Origin of the sequence: Pseudomonas sp. RIT623 (assembly GCF_004519305.1) — a bacterium.
GTDB lineage: Bacteria > Pseudomonadota > Gammaproteobacteria > Pseudomonadales > Pseudomonadaceae > Aquipseudomonas.
The window spans coordinates 75,353-96,517 of sequence record NZ_SOZA01000007.1 but is presented as its reverse complement, the minus strand read 5'-3'; the positions used below and the strand labels follow the sequence as shown (position 1 = coordinate 96,517).

Annotated in this window: 19 protein-coding genes and 1 riboswitch; of the genes, 13 read left to right on the top strand and 6 right to left on the bottom strand. The window is 65.9% G+C overall.

Going from position 1 to position 21,165, the window contains the following annotated elements; translation table 11 throughout:
• Positions 1-2 precede the first annotated feature (2 nt).
• Positions 3-1,403 (top strand): PIG-L deacetylase family protein, encoded by a 1,401-nt coding sequence (locus E3U47_RS07340; protein ID WP_134690337.1) that lies wholly within the window; start codon positions 3-5, stop codon positions 1,401-1,403.
• A gap of 63 nt (positions 1,404-1,466) precedes the next feature.
• Entirely contained in the window at positions 1,467-2,888 is a 1,422-nt protein-coding gene (hldE, locus tag E3U47_RS07335; RefSeq protein WP_134690335.1) for a bifunctional D-glycero-beta-D-manno-heptose-7-phosphate kinase/D-glycero-beta-D-manno-heptose 1-phosphate adenylyltransferase HldE, read from the top strand.
• A gap of 211 nt (positions 2,889-3,099) precedes the next feature.
• On the opposite strand, the gene E3U47_RS07330 is transcribed toward hldE, so the two are convergent.
• The 4 genes from E3U47_RS07330 to E3U47_RS07315 all read right to left on the bottom strand — a co-directional run bounded on the left by E3U47_RS07330 (position 3,100) and on the right by E3U47_RS07315 (position 6,513).
• Complete coding sequence (locus E3U47_RS07330) at positions 3,100-4,053, bottom strand: metal ABC transporter ATPase (RefSeq protein WP_134690333.1); 954 nt, start codon at positions 4,051-4,053, stop codon at positions 3,100-3,102.
• 36 nt (positions 4,054-4,089) lie between these two features.
• Positions 4,090-4,902, bottom strand: coding sequence for an aldo/keto reductase (locus E3U47_RS07325; RefSeq protein ID WP_134690332.1), 813 nt, complete (start codon positions 4,900-4,902; stop codon positions 4,090-4,092).
• Positions 4,899-6,074 (bottom strand): FAD-binding oxidoreductase, encoded by a 1,176-nt coding sequence (locus tag E3U47_RS07320; protein ID WP_134690330.1) that lies wholly within the window; start codon positions 6,072-6,074, stop codon positions 4,899-4,901. Before E3U47_RS07320 ends, E3U47_RS07325 begins: the two co-directional genes overlap by 4 nt.
• 106 nt (positions 6,075-6,180) lie before the next feature.
• On the bottom strand, positions 6,181-6,513 hold the full coding sequence (locus E3U47_RS07315) for a multidrug efflux SMR transporter (protein ID WP_134690328.1): 333 nt from the start codon (positions 6,511-6,513) through the stop codon (positions 6,181-6,183).
• An 89-nt stretch (positions 6,514-6,602) separates the two neighbouring features.
• Between E3U47_RS07315 and E3U47_RS07310 the strand changes: the two genes are divergently transcribed.
• Together E3U47_RS07310 and waaA are read left to right on the top strand one after the other, a co-directional pair.
• A complete protein-coding gene (locus E3U47_RS07310) occupies positions 6,603-7,493 on the top strand; it encodes a LysR family transcriptional regulator (protein ID WP_134690326.1) in 891 nt (296 codons plus the stop codon).
• Between the two features lie 52 nt (positions 7,494-7,545).
• Complete coding sequence (gene waaA, locus E3U47_RS07305) at positions 7,546-8,817, top strand: lipid IV(A) 3-deoxy-D-manno-octulosonic acid transferase (RefSeq protein WP_134690324.1); 1,272 nt, start codon at positions 7,546-7,548, stop codon at positions 8,815-8,817.
• A gap of 172 nt (positions 8,818-8,989) precedes the next feature.
• On the opposite strand, the gene E3U47_RS07300 is transcribed toward waaA, so the two are convergent.
• On the bottom strand, positions 8,990-10,423 hold the full coding sequence (locus E3U47_RS07300) for a TolC family outer membrane protein (RefSeq protein ID WP_134690322.1): 1,434 nt from the start codon (positions 10,421-10,423) through the stop codon (positions 8,990-8,992).
• A gap of 160 nt (positions 10,424-10,583) precedes the next feature.
• Positions 10,584-10,690: riboswitch (TPP riboswitch) on the top strand.
• Positions 10,691-10,845: 155 nt separating this feature from the next.
• Here E3U47_RS07300 and thiC point away from each other — a divergent pair.
• Both thiC and cytX read left to right on the top strand, forming a co-directional pair.
• Positions 10,846-12,726 carry a phosphomethylpyrimidine synthase ThiC gene (thiC, locus tag E3U47_RS07295; RefSeq protein WP_134690320.1) on the top strand — a complete coding sequence of 627 codons (1,881 nt, stop codon included), beginning with the start codon at positions 10,846-10,848 and terminating at the stop codon, positions 12,724-12,726.
• A 148-nt stretch (positions 12,727-12,874) separates the two neighbouring features.
• Positions 12,875-14,158 (top strand): putative hydroxymethylpyrimidine transporter CytX, encoded by a 1,284-nt coding sequence (cytX, locus tag E3U47_RS07290; RefSeq protein WP_134690319.1) that lies wholly within the window; start codon positions 12,875-12,877, stop codon positions 14,156-14,158.
• On the opposite strand, the gene E3U47_RS07285 is transcribed toward cytX, so the two are convergent.
• The gene (locus E3U47_RS07285; RefSeq protein ID WP_134690318.1) at positions 14,127-14,873 is read right to left on the bottom strand and encodes an RsiV family protein; all 747 of its coding nucleotides are present in this window, start codon (positions 14,871-14,873) and stop codon (positions 14,127-14,129) included. The two genes, cytX and E3U47_RS07285, sit on opposite strands and share 32 nt — an antisense overlap.
• A 185-nt stretch (positions 14,874-15,058) precedes the next feature.
• Between E3U47_RS07285 and E3U47_RS07280 the strand changes: the two genes are divergently transcribed.
• From E3U47_RS07280 to E3U47_RS07250, 7 genes are all read left to right on the top strand, one after another.
• Positions 15,059-15,676: an NUDIX domain-containing protein gene (locus tag E3U47_RS07280; RefSeq protein ID WP_134690317.1), complete on the top strand. Its 618-nt coding sequence runs from the start codon at positions 15,059-15,061 to the stop codon at positions 15,674-15,676.
• Positions 15,667-16,119, top strand: a complete 453-nt coding sequence (locus E3U47_RS07275) for a DUF1249 domain-containing protein (protein ID WP_023630808.1) — start codon at positions 15,667-15,669, stop codon at positions 16,117-16,119. Before E3U47_RS07280 ends, E3U47_RS07275 begins: the two co-directional genes overlap by 10 nt.
• Positions 16,120-16,204: 85 nt before the next feature.
• Positions 16,205-17,008: a 3',5'-cyclic-AMP phosphodiesterase gene (gene cpdA, locus E3U47_RS07270; protein WP_134690316.1), complete on the top strand. Its 804-nt coding sequence runs from the start codon at positions 16,205-16,207 to the stop codon at positions 17,006-17,008.
• 110 nt (positions 17,009-17,118) lie between these two features.
• Positions 17,119-17,727 (top strand): YqiA/YcfP family alpha/beta fold hydrolase, encoded by a 609-nt coding sequence (locus E3U47_RS07265; RefSeq protein ID WP_134690315.1) that lies wholly within the window; start codon positions 17,119-17,121, stop codon positions 17,725-17,727.
• A gap of 33 nt (positions 17,728-17,760) precedes the next feature.
• Positions 17,761-19,665 (top strand): DNA topoisomerase IV subunit B, encoded by a 1,905-nt coding sequence (gene parE / locus E3U47_RS07260; RefSeq protein ID WP_134690314.1) that lies wholly within the window; start codon positions 17,761-17,763, stop codon positions 19,663-19,665.
• Positions 19,662-20,648, top strand: coding sequence for an esterase-like activity of phytase family protein (locus E3U47_RS07255; RefSeq protein WP_134690313.1), 987 nt, complete (start codon positions 19,662-19,664; stop codon positions 20,646-20,648). Before parE ends, E3U47_RS07255 begins: the two co-directional genes overlap by 4 nt.
• Positions 20,645-21,163: a TIGR02281 family clan AA aspartic protease gene (locus tag E3U47_RS07250; protein WP_134690312.1), complete on the top strand. Its 519-nt coding sequence runs from the start codon at positions 20,645-20,647 to the stop codon at positions 21,161-21,163. Before E3U47_RS07255 ends, E3U47_RS07250 begins: the two co-directional genes overlap by 4 nt.
• The last annotated feature ends 2 nt before the right edge of the window (positions 21,164-21,165 follow it).

Here is a 21,165-nt window from a genome sequence, read left to right as displayed (position 1 = left end):
CCATGAGCGCACGCAAGCAACTGCTGTTGAAAAAACACCGGCGCGCCAAACGCATCGCCCTGCTGGTAGCCCTGTTGGCGTTGCTGGTGGTGGGGGTGACCTTGGCCTGGTGGCTGGTCCCGCTGCTGCTGGTGCTGGGCTGGGTGGCCCATGAGGCATGGTTCGCCGACCACCTGTTCTACCGCGGCAGCGACGACTACCAGTACGCTTTCCCTGACGATGCCGCCAGTCAGGCGGTGAGCATTGTCGGTGGGCGGGTGCGCTTGTCCGGCGAGCTGGCCGAGGGCGAAACCCTGGTACTGGCGCTGCGCGTGCGTCATGGCTGGCTGGGGCGCTGGCTGGACCCGTTCGTCGAGGTGGGCGACGACCGCCAGGACTTCGAGCGCGGCGTGAACGGCCTGCGCTACCTGAATCTGTCCGGTCAGCGCGAGCGCTTGGCCAGTGGTGAGCTGGCGTTGCGTGGCCGGCGTTGCCGACTGGCCGGCGAGGGCGAACTGCATGTTATGCGCAACCCGGACTATAGCCGTCAGCGCACGCTGATCCTGGCGCCCCATGCCGACGATGCCGAGCTGGCTGCGTTTGGCTATTACAGCCGCTGCGCCGACGTGGCCATCGTTACCCTGACCCAGGGCGAAATCGAGGCCGAGGCCTACCAGCGGCTGGGCTTGTCGCAAGCCGCAGCCGCGCGGCTCAAGGGCCGCCTGCGCAGTTGGGACACCCTGGCCGTGCCGTTGTGGGGCGGGGTGCCGGCCAGCCATTGCGTGCAGCTGGGCTACTACTGTCTGCAACTGCCGCAGATGGCTGCCCAGCCGATGCAGGCGTTCGGCTCCCGCGAGTCCGGCGAAAGCGATATCCGCAGCGTGCGCCAGCACAATCCGCTGCTGTTGCCGGGCGACCAGGATGGCGCGCCCACCTGGCACAACCTGGTGGCCGACCTGGTTGCGCTGCTGGAACACTACCGTCCCGAGGTGGTGATTACCCCGCACCCTGAGTTGGACCCCCATGCAGACCATGTCGCCACCACCCAGGCGATTGTCCAGGCCATCGCCCTGAGCAGCTGCAAACCGGATACCGCGTTGTTCTATGCCAACCACCTGCATGACAACGACCGCTGGCCGATGGGCCCGGCAGGCATGGGCATCGCTTTGCCGCCAGCGATCGAGGCGTTGCCTGCCGATCGCTTGTGGAGCCCACTGCTTGACCAGGCGCAACAGTTGGATAAAGCCATGGCTCTGGGCATGCAGCACGACTTGCAGGGACCACTGCCGCTCAAGCGCCGCTTGCGCCGCTGGCTCCAGCATTGGCTGGCCGGACGTCGCTGGCCGGCCAGTGGCGAAAACGAGTTCTTCCGCAAGGCGGTGCGCCGCCATGAGCTGTTCTGGGTGCGTCGGATCGGCAGTTGAAGTGGTGACATTGGCCCTGTGCTAATATCCCGCCCCTGTTCACTTTTTCAATATGGGTTGCCCATGAAGTTGTCCATGCCGCGTTTCGATCAAGCCCCCGTATTGGTGGTCGGCGATGTCATGCTCGACCGCTACTGGCATGGCGGTACTTCACGTATTTCGCCTGAAGCGCCGGTGCCGGTGGTCAAGGTCGATCAGATCGAGGACCGCCCCGGCGGTGCGGCCAACGTTGCCTTGAACATCGCCGCCCTCGGCGCGCCAGCGGCGCTGGTTGGCGTCACCGGCCAGGACGAGGCTGCCGACAGCCTTGCCAACAGCCTGCAAGCCGCAGGCGTGCGCTCGATCTTCCAGCGCATCGCCCACCAGCCGACCATCGTCAAGCTGCGGGTGATGAGCCGTCACCAGCAACTGCTGCGCATCGATTTCGAAGAGCCCTTCGCCACCGACGCTCTGTCGCTGGGCGCCGAGGTCGATGGCCTGCTCGAAGGCGTCAAGGTGCTGGTGCTGTCCGACTACGGCAAGGGCGCGCTGAAGAACCACCAGGCGCTGATCCAGGCGGCTCGGGCCAAGGGCATCCCGGTGCTGGCCGACCCCAAGGGCAAGGACTTCTCGATCTACCGCGGCGCCAGCCTGATCACCCCGAACCTCAGCGAGTTCGAGACCATTGTCGGCCGTTGCGCCGATGAGGCCGAGTTGGTCGGCAAAGGCCTGAAGCTGCTCGAGGAGCTGGACCTGGGTGCCTTGCTGGTGACCCGTGGCGAGCACGGCATGACCCTGCTGCGCACCGGCCATCCGGCCCTGCACCTGCCGGCCCGAGCCCGCGAGGTGTTCGATGTCACCGGCGCCGGTGACACCGTGATCTCCACCCTGGCCGCCGCCATCGCCGCGGGCGAGGACCTGCCCCACGCCGTGGCCCTGGCCAACCTGGCCGCCGGTATCGTCGTTGGCAAGTTGGGTACCGCGGCCATCAGCGCGCCTGAGCTGCGTCGGGCGATCCAGCGCGAGGAAGGTTCCGAGCGCGGTGTGCTGGGCCTGGAGCAGTTGTTGCTGGCCATCGACGATGCCCGCGCGCACAACGAGAAGATCGTCTTCACCAACGGCTGTTTCGACATCCTGCATGCCGGCCATGTCACTTACCTGGAACAGGCTCGCGCCCAGGGCGATCGGCTGATCGTCGCAATCAACGACGATGCCTCGGTCAGCCGCTTGAAAGGCCCTGGGCGGCCGATCAACAGCGTCGACCGGCGCATGGCGGTGCTGGCCGGCCTCGGTGCGGTGGACTGGGTAATCAGCTTCCCCGAGGACACCCCGGAGAACCTGTTGCGCCAAGTGAAACCTGATGTGCTGGTCAAGGGCGGCGACTATGGCATCGACCAGGTGGTTGGCGCCGATATCGTCAAGGCCTATGGCGGCACGGTGAAGGTGTTGGGCTTGGTGGAAAACAGCTCGACCACGGCGATCGTCGAGAAGATCCGCAAGCACTGAGGCGGATCAGCGTGGTGCCTGGCACCGGCTGTGCTGGTGTTCGTCGGCAAGCCGGCTCCTACAGCATCCATCGCCCGTAGGAGCCAGCCTTGCTGGCGACCCAGGCGCTGCGGTGTTCGCCGGCAAGCCGGCTCCTACAGCATCCATCACCCGTAGGAGGCAGCCTTGCTGGCGAACCAGGCGCTGCGGTATTCGCCAGCAATGCCGGCGCCTACAGGACGCGGGCGAGCAGTTTTTTGGCCTTTTCGCTGAAGCGCTCCAGGTGCGACGCCGGTTCGCGCTTGCGCTCCACCAGGCCCTGCAGTTTCAGCCAATCCTTCCAGCGTACCCGTTCATCCCGCACCACCCAGCCCTCCTGCTGCGCAAAGCTCTCGGCCAGCCACAGGCCGCGCGTGCTCGCCTGTATCAACTGGTCTTTCTTCAGGGTGTACAGCTCAGCCAGCGGTTGACCTTCTTGCAGCGGCATCAGGTAGAGATCCGGCCGCTTGCGGTTGAGCCGCGCCACCAATTGATCGCCTTCGAGCCGTTCGTCGACATGGAACAGGCTCAGCCCCTTGGCCTCGCGTGGCACTTGCAGGCGCAGGTCGTAGATCAGTTGCAGCGATGCGGTGGGCAGGTGGACATAGGCCCGCGGCCGTTCCAATAGCATCAGGTTGGCGCAGTGCACCGGGCGAGCGGCACCGGATTCGGGCGTCAGCACGAAGGGCAGGGCTTCGCGGTAATGCAGGGCGGCAGCGTAGGGCGCTGGCAGCCAGGTGTCGTTGAAGCGCCCGCCCAGCCAGCCCTCCGGGGTTTCCAGCAGGCACTCCTCGGCGACTTCCTGGATGGCGGTGTGCAGCGGTAGATTCAACTCGTGGGCGGGCACGTAGCCGGAGATCAGCTTGAGCACCACGTCGCCGCGGTCCTGGCGGCGCTGGCGCACCAGTACCCAGTAGTCGCGGCCTTGCCAGTGCAAGGTCAGGCGCACCGACACGCCGAGGTTGGCCAGCTCGACCACGAAGCGCTGCGAGTCGGCCAGCTGGATGGCCTTGCGCCGCTGCAGGGTCTGGGCGAAGTTCAGCGGCATGCCGATGCTCTGGTAGCTCAGGCCCTCGGGGCTGGCTTCAACATGCAGCGGCAGGGTCTTGAAATTGCTCGGATTCTTGCGGATCAGCGTGCGCGGCACGAGGCTCCTCCTTGCGTTGACTCCGGCCCGGGCGGCTCAGGGCCGGCCGAGAATGCGGGCGACGGTGGCCACGTTATGGGCCAGGTGCAGCGGATTGATAGTGCCGACGATGGCACTGCTCACGCCGGGGTGGGCAAACAGCAACTCGAAACTGGCCTGCACCGGGTCGACCCCGGGGGCCAGGCAGATATGCCCGCTGGCGAGTGCCTTCTTCACCAGGATGGCCTTGCCGTGTTCGGCAGCGTAGTCGAGCACCGGGCGTTCCGCCTGCTCGTTGAGGTTGTAGGTGACCATGGCGCAATCACCTTGCTCCAGGGCTTTCAGGCCGCCAGCGACGGTCTTGCCGGACAGCCCATAGCCGAGGATCTTGCCTTCCTGCTTGAGCGCCGCCAGGGTTTCATACACGCCCTGCTGCTCGAGGATGGCCAGGTCGTTGCCGTCGGAGTGCACCAGTACCAGTTCGATACGGTCGGTTTCCAGGCGCTTGAGGCTGCGTTCCACCGACCGGCGGGTATGGGCGGCGCTGAAGTCGAAGTGCGACTGGCCGGCGTCGAACTCTTCGCCGACCTTGCTGACGATCACCCACTGCTCGCGCTGGCCGCGCAGCAATGGGCCGAGGCGTTCCTCACTGCGACCATAGGCGGGTGCGGTGTCGATCAGGTTTATGCCCAGCTCGCGGGCCTGGGCCAGCAGCAGGCGGGCGGTATCGTCATCGGGGATGGTGAAGCCGTTGGGGTATTTCACCCCCTGGTCGCGGCCAAGCTTGACTGTGCCCAGGCCCAATGGCGAAACCCGCAGGCCGGTGCTGCCCAGCGGGCGGTGATGATTGTGCAGGGTTGGCAGACTCATGGCAGCAGTTGCTCCCAGGCCGGCACGCCCAGCGCCGGGCGGGGCAGGTCGGCGAGCTCTGCCTGAGCGGCTGGGCGGATGCCATCGCGTTCGAAGCTGGCCATTACGCGGTCGGCGAAGTCCGGCGCCAGGGCCAGCTTGGTCGGCCAGCCCACCAGCAGGCGCTGCTGCTCGGCGAGGAAGGCGTTGTCCGGGCGCACCAGGCCCGATTGCGCGGGCTCGGCGCGGTCGATACGCAGGGTTGCCCAGCGCATCTGGCTTTGATCGACCCAAGGCATCAGGCTGGCGACTTCCTTTTGTGCCGCGGCGATCTGCGCGGCAGGCTCGCGGGCCACGCCATCGGCCTCGGCCAGGTCGCCACCGAGGTACCACACCCACTGGCCGTCGGCCGCCGGGTGGGTAGTCACGGTGATGCGCGGCTTGGGCCCGCCACCGAGGCAGTGGGCGTACAACGGCTTGAGGTTTGGGCCCTTGGCCAGGACCATGTGCAGCGGCCGGCGCTGCATGGCTGGCTGGCTGAGGCCGAGGGCGCGCAGCAGTGCTTCGGTGCCGCCACCGGCGCTGAGGACGATGCGTTGCGCGCGAATCTCGCGGCCATCGACGGTCAGCCCGACCAGCTCATCGCCGTCGCGCAGGGGTTCGATTCGCTCGCCGGCCAGCAGGCTGTCACCCGCCAGTTGCGCGAGGTTGGCCAGCAAGCTGGGTACGTCGATGACCAGTTCGGCCAGGCGGTAGACCTTGCCCTTGAACGCGCGGTCTTGCAGGGCCGGCGGCAGTTGCTCGCCCTTGACCTGGTCGACCCGGCCGCGCACGGCCTTGCTGGCGAAGAAACTGCTGAGGTTGCCGGCCAGGGTGCCGGGGGACCAGAGGTAATGGGCCTCGGACAGCAGGCGGGTGCCGCTCAGGTCCAGCTCGCCGTTGCCGGCCAGCGCTTCGCGCCAGCGCCGCGGCATGTCGGCGATGGCCTCGGAGGCGCCGGTCAGGGCGCCGTGCAGGGCGTACTTGGTGCCGCCGTGGATGATGCCCTGGGATTTGATGGTCTGTTCGCCGCCAAGGCTGGCGCGTTCCACCAGCACCGTCGAGTAGCCCTGGCCGCGCAGGCGGGCGTTGAGCCAGAGGCCTGCGACCCCGGCGCCGACGATCAGCACGTCAGTGGAAATGGCAGATGGCATGCGGGCACCTCGAAAGCTGGGACAGGTGCGCAGTATACAGCGTCGGGCCGGCGTGGGCTTTGCGATCCTGGGGCTGCAAAGCGGCCGCATAATCCTCAGGGGAGCATCAATGCCCCGCGGTGTTGGAGAACACCTGGATCACCACCACGCCGCCGACGATCATGGCCATGCCCAGCATCGCCGGTATATCCAGCTTTTGCCCGTAGATCACCAGCGCCGCCACGCTGATCAGCACGATCCCCAGGCCCGACCAGATGGCATAGGCGATGCCCACCGGAATGCTGCGCACCACCAGGGTCAACATCCAGAACGCCACGCCATAGCCGCACACCATCAGCAACAACGGCAGTGGCGTGCTCAGGCCTTTTACAGCCTTCATGGACGCGGTGGCGATGACTTCGGCGCAGATGGCGATGGCGAGATAGGTGTAGGCGTTCATGGTGCGGGTCCTCCGTTGCTGGATGGGCATTCTAGGGAATCCCTGGATGCGGTAAAGTCATTTCCTATCTGTTTTGGAGATAGGTCGCCATGCCTGAGCAGTGGAACCTGGAGCAGCTTCGTCTATTCGTGCGCACCGCCGAGCTGCGTTCGTTCTCCGCCGTGGCCCGCGAGCAACACAAGGCGCAGTCGGCGGTGAGCACTGCCATCGCGCTGCTCGAGGCCGACCTGGGCGTGACCCTGTTCGAGCGCAGCAGCGGCCGCCAGCCACGCTTGACCGAGCGCGGCGCCGCGCTGCTCGAGGATGCTCGCGAGCTGCTGCGCCAGTGCGAGCGCCTCGACGGTCGCGCGCTGGCATTGATGCGGGGGCAGGAGGCGTTGCTGCGGGTGGCTCAGGACGAGGCCATGCCTTACCAACCGGTGATCGACAGTCTGGATGAACTCGCCGCCCGCTATCCGTACCTGGAAGTGCAACTGGCCAGCGGCGCCCAGGGCGATGTGGCGCGCAAGCTGGTGGAGCGGCGCGCCGACCTGGGGCTGTTTTTCCACCACGAAAGCATACCGGCCTCGTTGGAGCGACGGGCCCTGGGCAGCGTCGAGATGGTCACGGTCTGCGCCATCGATCATCCGTTGGCGCACCTGGCCAAGGTCACTCGCCAGCAACTGGCGCGCCACCGGCAACTGCTGATTACCCCGCAGCAGAGCGGTTACCCTGGCGGCGAGGCGATCAGCCCGCAAGTCTGGCGTTGCGACAGTTTCTACGCCATGGCCGAATTGCTGATGCGTGGCCTGGGTTGGGCCTGGCTGCCGCGCCATGTGGTGCAGTACCCCACCTACCAGACGCAGATGGTCGAGCTCGACAGCGAGTGGCGCCCGCCAGCGCTGGTGGTGGAGCTGGCCTGGCGCCGCGACGAACCCTTGGGCCCGGCGGCGCAATGGTTGGCCGAACGCTTCGCCGTGCACCTGCGGGCGATCGGTTGAGGCTTGACTGGGTGCAGGCCTTTTGCCGCGCTTCCTAGTAAACTCCGCCGCCATGAACAGAACTCTCTATACCTTGCTATTTCACCTGGGCCTGCCGCTGGTCGCGCTGCGCCTGTTCCTGCGCGGACGCAAGGCGCCAGCCTACCGCCAGCGCATCGGCGAACGCTTCGCCTGTCGGCTGCCGGCGCTGCGCCAGGGGGGGATCTGGGTGCATGCGGTGTCGGTGGGCGAAAGCATCGCCGCCGCGCCAATGGTCCGCGCCCTGCTCAAGCAGTACCCGGATATGCCGATCACCCTCACCTGCATGACGCCGACCGGCTCCGAGCGCATCCGCGCGATGTTCGAAGGCGAGCCGCGGGTACAGCATTGCTACTTGCCGTACGACCTGCCCTGGGCGGCCGGGCGCTTTCTCGACCATGTGCGCCCGCGGCTGGGGGTCATCATGGAGACCGAGCTGTGGCCCAATCATATCCACCAGTGCGCCAGGCGCGGCATCCCGGTGGCGTTGGCCAATGCGCGGCTGTCCGCGCGCTCGGCCCGTGGCTATGCCCGCTTCGCCGGTCTGACCCGGCCGATGCTCGAGCAGATGAGCCTGATCGCCGTGCAGACAGAGACCGAGGCGCAGCGCTTCCGCGACCTGGGCGCGCGTCCTGCGTGCGTGCAGGTGACCGGCTCGATCAAGTTCGACCTGAAGATCGACGAGCAATTGTTGCCCCGCGCCCAGGCGCTGCGCGGGCAGTGGGGCGCCACGCAGCGCCCGGTGTGGATCGCCGCCAGTACCCATGAAGGCGAAGATGCGCTGATTCTCGAGGCCCACCGTGAACTGCTCAAGGTGCACAGCGACGCGTTGTTGATCCTGGTGCCGCGACACCCCGAGCGGTTCGATGCCGTGCATGGGTTGTGCGCCGGGCAGTTCGCCACGGTGCGCCGCTCGGGCGGCGCGGCGGTCGAGGCCGGCACCCAGGTACTGATGGGCGACACCATGGGTGAACTGCTGTTCCTGTATGCCTTGGCCGATATTGCCTTCGTCGGCGGCAGCCTGGTGCCTACCGGCGGGCACAACCCGCTGGAGCCGGCGGCGCTGGCATTGCCGGTGATCATGGGGCCGCACGTGTTCAACTTCCTCGAGATCAGCGCCATGTTGCGCGAGGCCGGGGCGTTGCAGCAGGTGGACGATGCCGAGGGTTTGGCTGGCGCGGTGCGCCGCTTGATCGAGCTGCCGCAGGATGCCCGACGCATGGGTGAGGCGGGCAGGGCGGTGATGCAGGCCAACCAGGGGGCGTTGCAGCGGTTGCTGGATGGCTTGGCTGCGTTGATCCGCTGATCTGTGAAATGCTGCGATCCCTGTAGGCGCGGCCTTGCCGAGGCGTCGGGCCGGTCGGATAGGGGGGCGAAGCGCCCCCAGGATCTGCGCACTCCCGCAGGATCGCCGGGGCCGCTGTGCGGCCCTTTCGCGACACAAGGCCGCTCCTACACCGCCCGCGTGTTTCCTTGGCTCAAGGCCTGCGCTCGAAGTTCTTCGCTGCCGCAGCTGCCAGGTCCGGCGGCAGGAAATCCTTGTCCGGGTTGTAGTCAGCCTTCAGGTACCGGCCCAGGTCCTGCAGGTCCTGCGGGCTCAGGGTGCCGGCGGCCTGCTTGAGGCGCAGGTTGTCGAGGATGTAGTCGTAGCGGCTGTTGTTGTAGTCACGCACCGAGGTGTACAGCTGGCGCTGTGCATCCAGCACGTCGACGATGTTGCGGGTGCCGACCTGGTAGCCGATCTCGGTGGCCTCCAACGCGCTCTGGTTGGAGATGATCGACTGCTTGCGCGCCTGCACCTGTTCGACATCGGTGTTCACCGCGCGGTGCAGGTTGCGCGTGTTCTCCACCACCTGGCGGCGCAGGCTCTCGCGTTGCTGCTCGCTCTGGGTCAGCCGCGAGTAAGCCTCGCGCACCTGGGAGCTGGTCAGGCCGCCGCTGTAGATCGGGATATTCAACTGCAGGCCGACGCTGGTCTGCTCGACGTCACCGCCATAGCGCACGCCGTTCTGCGAGGGGTTGGTGAAGCCCAGGTTGTCGTTGTCGCCTTTCTGGTACTTGGCCACTGCGTCCAGGGTCGGTGCGTGGCCAGCCTTGCGCTGGCGTACCGTCTCTTCGGCCGCGGCCACGGCGTGGTTGGTGGCCAGCAGGTTGAGGTTCTGCCGCCCGGCGGTCTCGACCCAGGCCTTGGCGTCGTTGGGGATCGGCACCTGCACCGGCAGGCTGTGGACCACGCCCTGGATCGCCGAGTACTGACGGTTGGTCAGGGTGATCAAGGCTTCGAAGGCATCTTGCACCTGGCGCTCGGCGATGATCCGGTTGGCCCGGGCGGTATCGTAGCTGGCTTGCGATTGCAGCACATCGGTCTTGTCCGAGAGGCCGACGTCGAAGCGCTCGTTGGACTGGTCCAGCTGGCGCTTGAACGCCGCCTCCTCGGCTTTGGTGGAGGCCAGGTTGTCCTGGGCGCGCAGCACCGCGAAGTAGTTCTCGGCGGTTTGCAGGATCAGGTTCTGCTCGGTGGCCGACAGCTCCAGCGCGGCTTGTTCGTTGACCGCTTCGGCCGCCTGTAGCTGGAACCAGCGGTCGGCGCGGAAGATCGGTTGGGCCAGGGTGGCGCTCCAGGCATTGCCACTGCGGTTGGAGGTGACCGACGGTTCGTCGAGCTTGGTGCGGGTGTTCATCATTTCGGCGCCGGCCGAAAGGTTGGGCAACAGGCCGGCACGGGCCTGGGGCACCACTTCGCGGCGGGCGCCATAGTCGGCGCGGGCGGCCGCCAGGTCGGCGTTGTTGTCGACCGCTTCCTGGTAGACGCTGACCAGGTCGGTTTTCACCGTCGTGGGCGTGTCCACTGCCCACGCCACTCCGTTGGTCGCACAAGACACGGCAATCGCCAGTGAGAGTTTGCGCAGCATAGGGCAATCCTTGATCGAGATTTATTTACTGTACTGTCGGGTATCGAGCGATTGGCCAGTGTAGTGCCACGCGCTTTCGCCAACAATCCGCTGCTTGCGCCATTTATCGCGCCTGGATATACCCGCTTGGCTTTGCCGACCACTCCAGTCTAGACTGCGCATGTTCTTGTCGGGGTGCCTTGAAGCAAAGGCTGAGATCGCAGAGGTGCGGATCCCGTTGAACCTGATCAGGTTAGCGCCTGCGTAGGGAACAAGATTGCTCTCAAGTCCCGGGAGCCTCTTGTGCCAGGTCCGGGATCGCCACAGCTGCTTGCAGCCCAGGGCACCCCACATCCGGCACTGCACTCGTCACCCCGAGTGCGTCCACGCCTTTCAGGTTCACCCCGACATTCCACCGCTGGAAGCTGTCTGGAGAGCCTGTGATGAGCAAACAAGAAAAATCGATCCACCTCAGCGAGTCGGCGCAAGTCGATCAGCAGTCCGTGCAACCCTTGCCCAATTCGCGCAAGGTCTATGTCCAGGGTTCGCGCCCCGACATCCGCGTGCCCATGCGCGAAATCAGCCTGCACGACACCCCGACCGATTTCGGCGGCGAGAAGAATGCCCCGGTGCTGGTGTACGACACCTCGGGTCCCTACACCGACCCCGAGGTCATCATCGACGTGCGCAAGGGCCTGGGCGATGTGCGTTCGGCATGGATCGACGCCCGTGGCGACACCGAGCGCCTCGCGGGCCTGAGCTCGAACTTCGGCCAACAACGCCTGAACGACGCCGAGCTGGCCAAGCTGCGCTTCGCCCATGTGCGCAACCCGCGCCGGGCCAAGGCCGGCGCCAACGTCACGCAGATGCACTATGCCCGCCAGGGCATCATCACCGCCGAGATGGAATACGTCGCCATCCGCGAGAACATGAAGCTGCAGGAGGCCCGTGCCGCCGGCCTGCTCAGCCAGCAGCACGCCGGCCACAGCTTCGGTGCCAGCATCCCGAAAGAGATCACCGCCGAGTTCGTCCGCGAGGAAATCGCCCGCGGCCGCGCGATCATCCCCGCCAACATCAACCACACCGAGCTTGAGCCGATGATCATCGGCCGCAACTTCCTGGTGAAGATCAACGGCAATATCGGCAACAGCGCCCTGGGTTCCTCGATCGAGGAAGAAGTGGCCAAGCTGACCTGGGGCATTCGCTGGGGCTCGGACACGGTCATGGACCTGTCCACCGGCAAGCACATTCACGAAACCCGCGAATGGATCATCCGCAACTCGCCGGTGCCGATCGGTACCGTGCCTATCTACCAGGCCCTGGAGAAGGTCAATGGCGTGGCCGAGGACCTGACCTGGGAGCTGTTCCGCGACACCCTGATCGAACAGGCCGAGCAGGGTGTGGACTACTTCACCATCCACGCTGGCGTCTTGCTGCGCTATGTGCCGCTGACCGCCAAGCGGGTCACCGGCATCGTCAGCCGTGGCGGCTCGATCATGGCCAAGTGGTGCCTGGCGCACCACAAGGAAAACTTCCTGTACACGCACTTCGACGAGATCTGCGAAATCATGAAGGCCTACGACGTCAGCTTCTCGCTGGGTGACGGCCTGCGCCCGGGTTCGATTGCCGACGCCAACGACGCGGCGCAGTTCGGCGAACTGGAGACCCTTGGCGAGCTGACCAAGATTGCCTGGAAGCACGATGTGCAGTGCATGATCGAAGGCCCCGGCCACGTGCCGATGCAGTTGATCAAGGAGAACATGGACAAGCAGCTCGAATGCTGCGACGAGGCGCCGTTCTACACCCTAGGCCCGCTGACCACCGATATCGCTCCGGGCTACGACCACATCACCTCCGGCATCGGCGCGGCGATGATCGGCTGGTTCGGCTGCGCCATGCTCTGCTACGTCACGCCCAAGGAGCACCTGGGCCTGCCGAACAAGGACGACGTCAAGACCGGCATCATCACCTACAAGATCGCCGCGCATGCCGCCGACCTTGCCAAGGGGCATCCGGGCGCGCAGATCCGTGACAACGCGCTGTCCAAGGCGCGCTTCGAGTTCCGCTGGGAAGACCAGTTCAACCTGGGCCTGGACCCGGACACCGCGCGCTCATTCCACGATGAGACCCTGCCCAAGGAATCGGCCAAGGTCGCGCACTTCTGCTCGATGTGCGGGCCGAAGTTCTGTTCGATGAAGATCACCCAGGAAGTCCGTGAGTACGCCGCCAAGATCGAAACCGTGGATGTCACGGTCGAACAGGGCATGCGCGAGCAGGCCGAGCGGTTCCGCCAGGAAGGCAGCCAGCTTTACCAGAAGGTGTAAGTAGACCTTGGGGGCCGCGTTGCGGCCCTTTCGCGGCACAAGGCCGCTCCTACAGGAGACCGCAACTCCCTGTAGGAGCGGCCTTGTGCCGCGAAACGAGGACCTAGTCCTCGCCAACGCCACCCCCAACATTCCGGCGAACTTCCCCATGACTTCAACTAGCCACTTCTCCCCCGACCACCCCGTCCCCACCCACCATCGCCAGTTCGGCGCCCGCGACCTGTTCTCGCTGTGGTTCTCCCTCGGTATCGGCCTGATGGTCCTGCAGGTCGGCGGCCTGCTGGCGCCGGGCCTGGGCCTGGCGGGCTCGATCCTGGCGATCACCTTGGGCACGGCGGTGGGGGTATTGCTGCTGGCCGCGGTGGGGGTAATCGGCAGCGATACCGGCCTGTCGGCCATGGCGACCTTGCGCCTCACGCTCGGTAGCCACGGCGCGCGCCTGCCGGCCGTGCTCAATCTGCTGCAACTGATCGGCTGGGGTTCGTTCGAGATCATCGTCATGCGCGATGCCGCGAGCCTGCTGGGCGCACGCGCGTTCGGCGAGGGCAGCGGCTGGAGCAGCACGCTGCTGTGGACCCTGTGCTTCGGCGTCCTGGCCACCCTGTTGGCGGTCAGCGGGCCACTGGCGTTCGTGCGCAAGGTGCTGCGCAAGTGGGGGATCTGGCTGTTGCTCGGCGCCTGCGTCTGGCTGACCTGGAACCTGTTTGCCAAGGCCGACCTGGCCGCGCTGTGGCGCCGCCCGGGTGATGGCTCGCTGTCCCTGGCCCTGGGCTTTGATATCGTGATTGCCATGCCGCTGTCATGGTTGCCGCTGATCGCCGACTACTCGCGCTTCGGCCAGCGTGCCAGCCGGGTGTTCGGCGGTACCGCGCTGGGCTTCTTCATCGGCAATGCCTGGCTGATGAGCCTGGGCGTGGCCTACACCTTGGCGTTCGCGCCCAGCGGCGAGGTAAATGCCCTGCTGCTGGCACTGGCCGGCGCCGGGCTGGGAATTCCATTGCTGCTGATCCTGCTGGACGAGACGGAAAACGCCTTTGCCGATATCCACTCGGCGGCAGTGTCCACTGGCCTGCTGGTGAAAATGAAGGTCGAGCACCTGGCCTTGGCTATCGGCGTGCTGTGCACGCTGATCGCCCTGCTGGCGCCGTTGGCCCAGTATCAGAATTTCCTGCTGCTGATCGGTTCGGTGTTCGCGCCGTTGTTCGGTGTGGTGCTGATGGACCACTTCGTGGTGCGTCGTCGGCGTTCGCCGACGCTGGTCGAGGGGCTGCGCTGGCAGGCGCTGCTGGCCTGGACGGCAGGGGTGGTGGCTTATCACCTGATGGCCAACCTGGCGCCGCAGTTGGGCGCGACCCTGCCGGCACTGCTGCTGGCAGGGGGGCTATACCGGCTGCTAGCGATCAGCCACGGCCGGGAAACAGCTCGGGCTTGAGCACGCCGTTGAGGCGCGGGTAGGGGATCTTCAGCTCGACGTGGCCCATGGAGTAGGGCGCGATGGCATAGACCTCGTACTTCACGATCAGCGCGCCGTAGGTCAGGGCGATGTGCGGCGACTGCTTGAACGGCCAGGTCTTGACGAACTCGGGGTCCTTGTCCATGCCGGTGCTGATCAGCCAGGCCCGGTGGGACTCCTCGGCGGTCTTCCAGAAGGTCGCGGCCTGGCCGGGCAGTAGCATGTCATCCAGGGTCAGCACCTTGTCCAGCTTGCGCGAGTAGTTGATGAAGCCACGCCCCGGCATGCCGTGGGCGCCGCCGCTGTCGAGGTAGCTGGACAGCTCGACGATCACCAGCCCGTCATGCTGTTCGCGTACCTTGGCCTGCAGGTAGCTGCTGTTGCGTTTGTCGGCGCGGGCCAGGTAAGCCTGTTCATAGGCTTGCAGCGAGCTTGGCGCAGTGCCGCGCTGGTTGTCCTCGGTCAGTTGCAGCAGGCGTTTCTCGACGATGGCGTCGAGTTTCGGCAGCGCCGGGAAGTGCACGGTGTCGATGTTCACCAGCGGGCAGTCGCTTTCGCTGCAGCCGGGTTTCACGTGCTCCCAGGCCTCGCGCTTGACCTCGAGCGGGGCCCGGTAGTTGGGCGTGAACAGGCTCTGGCAGGCGCCGAGCGCCAGTGCCAGAACGGCCACGGAAGTCAGTTTGACTAGCCTCATGTTGATCCTTGCGGGGCAGTGATGATCGGCCTTGGACCGCCTGCGCGGCCTTCGGTTCGCCACTAAGCTAACAGAGAGCGTCGCGCCTGTCCCGGCCGCCCGAACGGTCGACGCAAAGGGGTGAAACCGGGCGGTTGGCAGAGTAGGATTGCGCGATGCGGTAAACGAGGTATCAAGGAGTTGGCATGACGGACACGTTGAATTCAGTACCGACGCAGGTCGAGATCGCGCGGCGGGAGCCATTGTTCAAGGGCTTTTACAAGCTCGACAAGCTGCACCTGCGCCACGAATTGTTTGCCGGGGGCATGAGCCGCGAGTTCACCCGTGAACTGTTCGTGCGCCATGACGCGGTCTGCGTGCTGCCCTACGATCCTCAGCGCGACGAGGTGGTGCTGATCGAGCAGTTTCGCGTTGGCGCCATGGGCAAGGTGGCCAACCCCTGGCTGATCGAGATGGTCGCCGGGCTGATCGACAAGGACGAGCAACCCGAGGAGGTTGCCCACCGCGAAGCCGAGGAAGAAGCGGGCCTGACCTTCTCGGCGCTGTGGCCAATGACCAGGTACTTTCCGTCACCGGGCGGCAGCGACGAGTACGTCCACCTGTTCCTGGGCCGTTGCATCAGCGAGGGTGCCGGTGGCCTGCATGGCCTGGAAGAAGAAAGCGAGGACATTCGCGTGCGCGTATGGTCGTTCGAGGATGCCCTGCAGGCCGTACGCGACGGGCGTATCTGCAACGCCGCCACGATCATCGGGTTGCAATGGCTGGCGCTGAACCGAGACGAAGTACGAGGTATGTGGAAGTGAACCTGCTGCGCGAGCGCTATCGGGTCGACCTGGTCGGGCTGCAATCGGCCTGCGAGGCCAACTATGCCCGCCTGATGCGCCTGTTGCCTGACATGCGCACTACGCAGAGCTCGCGCCGTATCGGCATGACCCAGGGCGACCAGATGCTCGGTGTGCTGGTGCTTGAAGTGCTATTGGCCTGCCCCTACACCACCACGCTCAAGGTGCGCCAGGAGCACAGCCTGCCCTGGCTGCCGGTGCCCGAGCTGGAGGTGCAGGTCTACCATGACGCGCGCATGGCCGAGGTGGTCAGTGCCGAGCATGCGCGTCGCCTGCGCAGCATCTACCCCTATCCCAACACGGCGATGCACCAGCCGGACGAGAAGGCCCAGCTCAATCTGTTCCTCGGTGAATGGCTGAGCCACTGCCTGGCCTGCGGCCACGAACTGGAAGCCGTGCGCTGAAATGTGATGCGCGTCGGTTTCGAGTATTTGCTCGAAAGCAATCCGCCGCCATAATCCGTGCTGAATCCGTTCGAGGAGACGGCCGTTGCCGCAACCACTTTCACCCCCGTCACCTGTCCATGTGGTGCAACTGACCGATGCCCATCTGTTCGCCGACCCGGCGGGCACCTTGCTGGGCCTCAATACCCGCGCAAGCCTCGGGCACGTGGTCGGCCAGGTACGCCGCGAACAACCGCGCATCGACCTGCTGCTGTGCACGGGCGATCTTTCCCAGGATGCCAGCGTCGAATCCTACGTGGCCTTTGGCGAGTTGACGTCGACGCTCGGCGCGCCAGCGCGCTGGCTGCCGGGTAACCATGACGAGGCGCGGGTCATGACCGAGGTGGCGCCGGAACTGGTGCAGGCAGTGACCGATATCGGCGCCTGGCGCATCGTCATGCTCGACTCGGCAGTGGTCGGTGCCACCTTCGGTCTGCTGGCCGACGACCAGCTGCTCGTGCTGGACCAGGCGCTGAACGGTGCGGGCGAGCGCCATTGCCTGGTGTGCTGCCATCACCAGCCGGTGGATATCGGGTGCGCCTGGATCAAGCCGATCGGGCTGCGTAATGCCGATGAGCTGCTGCGGCGTCTGCGCAGCTATCCACAGGTGAAGGCGCTGCTGTGGGGGCATATCCACCAGGAATGGGACGAAGTGCGTGACGGCATCCGTTTCCTTGCCACGCCTTCGACCTGCATCCAGTTCGCGCCGCGCAGCGAGGACTTCAAGGTCAGCGAGGAACAGCCGGGTTACCGCTGGCTGCGTCTGCATGCCGACGGGCGGTTGGAGACCGGGGTAGAGCGGGCGCGGGATTTCGTGGTGAAGCTGGATTTCGACAGCCCCGGCTACTGAAGGGCCGCGCAGTTGCCCCTGTCATTTGAAGATTTTGTTGCGAAAATCCCCAGGCTGCGCCAATGACCATCGAACACGCTACACTGCGCGTCTTTGCGTTCGGGGGCAGCATGTCGGGTTCCATCCTCTATATCCATGGCTTCAACAGCTCGCCGCTGTCGAAGAAAGCCCGTCAGCTCGAGGCGGTGATGCAGCAGCTCGGCCTGTCCGAGCAACTGCGCGTCCCGGCCTTGCACCACCACCCGCGCCAGGCTATCGCCCAGCTGGAGGCAGCCATCGGTGAGCTGGGTGCGCCGCTGCTGGTCGGCAGCTCCCTCGGCGGCTACTATGCCACCCATCTGGCCGAGCGCCACGCGCTCAAGGCGTTGCTGGTCAACCCGGCGGTGGCCCCGCACCGGCTGTTCGACGGCTACCTCGGCACCCAGCGCAACCTCTATACCGATGAAGCCTGGGAGCTCACCCACGACCACGTGGACGCCCTGGCCGAACTGGAAGTGCCGGCACCGCAGGATGCCGCTCGCTATCAAGTGTGGTTGCAGACCGCCGATGAAACGCTGGACTATCGCCAGGCCGAGCACTACTACCGCGCCTGCGCCCTGCGTATCCAGGCCGGTGGCGACCACAGCTACCAGGGCTTCGCCGCACAGCTGCCGGCCCTGCTGGCGTTCGCCGGTATTGCCCGCGGGCAGTATGCGGCGCTGGATTTTTCTGTATTTTGACTTTTGCACTCACCAGACTGACGACGAGAACCCATGGCCAATCCCAGCGCTAGCGCCTATAACGCAGACGCCATCGAAGTCCTCTCGGGCCTTGACCCGGTCCGCAAGCGGCCGGGCATGTACACCGACACCAGCCGGCCCAACCACCTGGCCCAGGAAGTCATCGACAACAGCGTCGACGAGGCCCTGGCAGGCCACGCACGGTCCGTGCAGGTGATCCTCCACGCCGACCACTCGCTGGAAGTCAGCGACGATGGCCGCGGCATGCCGGTGGACATCCACCCCGAGGAGGGCGTATCCGGTGTCGAGTTGATCCTTACCAAGCTGCACGCCGGTGGCAAGTTCTCCAACAAGAACTACCAGTTCTCCGGCGGCCTGCACGGTGTCGGCATCTCGGTGGTCAACGCCCTGTCGAGCCAGGTCCGCGTGCGCGTAAAGCGCGACGGTAACGAGTACCAGATGACCTTTGCCGACGGCTTCAAGGCCAGCGAGCTGGAAGTGGTCGGCACCGTCGGCAAGCGCAACACCGGCACCAGCGTGTACTTCAGCCCCGATCCGAAGTACTTCGATTCGCCGAAGTTCTCCATCAGCCGCCTCAAGCACGTGCTCAAGGCCAAGGCGGTATTGTGCCCGGGGCTGTCCATCAGCTTCGAGGACAAGGGCACCGGCGAGAAGGTCGAGTGGCACTACGAGGACGGTCTGCGCTCCTACCTGGTCGATTCGGTCAGCGAGTTCCAGCGCCTGCCCGACGAGCCGTTCTGCGGCAGCCTGGCCGGTAACAAGGAAGCCGTGGACTGGGCTCTGTTGTGGCTGCCCGAGGGCGGCGACAGCATTCAGGAAAGCTACGTCAACCTGATCCCCACCGCCCAGGGCGGTACCCACGTCAACGGCCTGCGCCAGGGCCTGCTGGATGCCATGCGCGAGTTCTGCGAGTTCCGCAACCTGCTGCCGCGCGGGGTCAAGTTGGCCCCCGAGGACGTCTGGGAGCGAATCAGCTTCGTGCTGTCGATGAAAATGCAGGAACCGCAGTTTTCCGGCCAGACCAAGGAACGCCTGTCGTCCCGCGAGGCGGCGGCGTTCGTCTCCGGCGTGGTCAAGGACGCCTTCAGCCTGTGGCTCAACGCCCATCCCGAGCTGGGCATGCAACTGGCGGAGCTGGCCATCAGCAATGCTGGCCGCCGCCTGAAGGCGAGCAAGAAGGTCGAGCGCAAGCGCATCACCCAGGGCCCGGCGCTGCCGGGCAAGCTGGCCGACTGCGCCGGACAGGACCCGATGCGCGCCGAGCTGTTCCTGGTCGAGGGTGACTCGGCCGGTGGTTCGGCCAAGCAGGCACGGGACAAGGAGTACCAGGCGATCCTGCCGCTGCGCGGCAAGATCCTCAACACCTGGGAGGTCGATGGTGGCGAGGTCCTGGCCAGCCAGGAGGTGCACAACATCGCCGTGGCCATCGGCGTCGACCCCGGCGCCACCGACCTCAGCCAACTGCGCTATGGCAAGATCTGCATCCTCGCCGACGCCGACTCCGACGGCCTGCACATCGCCACCTTGCTGTGCGCGCTGTTCGTCCAGCACTTCCGTCCGTTGGTCGAGGCCGGGCACGTCTACGTGGCCATGCCGCCGCTGTACCGCATCGACCTGGGCAAGGAAATCTACTACGCCCTGGACGACGCCGAGCGTGATGGCATCCTCGATCGCCTGGTCGCCGAGAAGAAACGCGGCAAGCCGCAGGTTACTCGCTTCAAGGGCCTGGGCGAGATGAACCCGCCGCAACTGCGCGAAACCACCATGGACCCGAACACCCGCCGTCTGGTGCAGTTGACCCTGGACGACCTGGCGGGCACCACCGAGATCATGGACATGCTGCTGGCCAAGAAGCGTGCAGGCGACCGCAAGAACTGGCTGGAGACCAAAGGCAACCTGGCCGAGGTCCTGGTTTGATGCGTCTGCTGCTGGCGGCCTGCCTGGCGTTGTGCGCCCTGCAGGCCCAGGCGGACAGCTGGCCAGAGCTCAAGCTGAGCAGCGAACACGTGGTCGAAGGCATGCGCGGTGGCAACCTGTCGGGCCTGGCGTTCTGTCGCGGTGCGTTGTGGGCGGTGTCCGACCGCGACGACGACCGCATCTACCGACTCGACCAGGAGCCTGGCCCCTGGCATGCCCAGCCGCTGACCTTCACCCCGCCCGAGGCACCGGACACCGGCCTGCCCTGGGGGCTGAAGTCGCGCAACTGGGCGGCGTCCTATATCCGAGGCGGCGCGCTGGATTTCGAAGGCATCACCTGTGACCAGGTTGGCAATATCCTGATCGTCAGCGAGGCCCACGCCGCAGTGCTGCAGTTGCCAGTGGAAGGCGAACCGGACTGGTTGCGCATCGATCAGGCCATGGTCCGCCAGGCGCGGGCCAGCGGCATGCTGCTGCACTTCAATGCGTTGTTCGAAGGCCTGGCGATCAACCCGGCGGGCGACCGCCTGTGGCTGGCCGCCGAGCGCGAGCGCCGCGGGCTGTTGTCGGTGCAGCGCCAGCAGTCGGTGTGGACCTGCGGGCGCAGCTGCGTACTGCTCAGCGAGGCCGGGGTCGAGATGCAGCCGCCGCAGTTTCCCGGCGCGCGTCCGGTAGCGCGGGATTTCGCCGACCTGGCCTGGTTCGAGGGCAAGTTGTACACCCTCGAGCGTAATGCCTATCGCATCTGCCGGCGTGACGCCGACAGTGGCGCGGTGGAGCGTTGCTGGTCGTTCGCCGCCGAAGCGTTGCAGGACAGCCGGCGCTACGACCAGGCCTATGGCCTGACCGAAGCTCTGGTTATCGACAAGGATGGAGCCTGGATTGGCGTGGACAACAACGATCGTCCGCGCGCCGACGGTGAAAGCCGGCCGGTGGTCTGGCGCTTCGCCGCGCCGCAAGGTGGCTGGAGCGCCCGGCCATGAGCCAGCCGCCGGGCAAGCGCGCGGGCAGGGTGTTGCTGATCGTCGCCTGGGCGGCGGCGATGTTCCTTGCCACGCGCTTTTTCGGCCAGTGGGAAGACCGCCAGCAGAATCCCAATAGCGTGGTGCGCAGCGAAAAGGGCGACGGTTTCATCGAGGTGCGTCTGCTGAGCAATGGCCAGGGGCATTTCGTCGCCGATGGCGCGATCAATGGCCAGGTGGTGCATTTCATGCTCGACACCGGCGCCACCGATGTGGCGATCCCCGAGGCCCTGGCGCGCGATCTGGACCTGGTCCGTGGCGCAGCGGTGCAACTGAGCACCGCCAATGGCCGTACCGAGGGTTACCGCACCCGGCTCGATAGCCTACGGCTAGGCGATATCCAGCTGCGCGACGTGCGCGCCTTGGTGGTGCCCGGCCTGGATGGCCAGGCCGTGCTGCTGGGCATGAGCGCCCTGAAACAACTTGAATTTACCCAGCGCGGCGGCACCATGCTGCTGCGCCAGAACCTGAAATGACG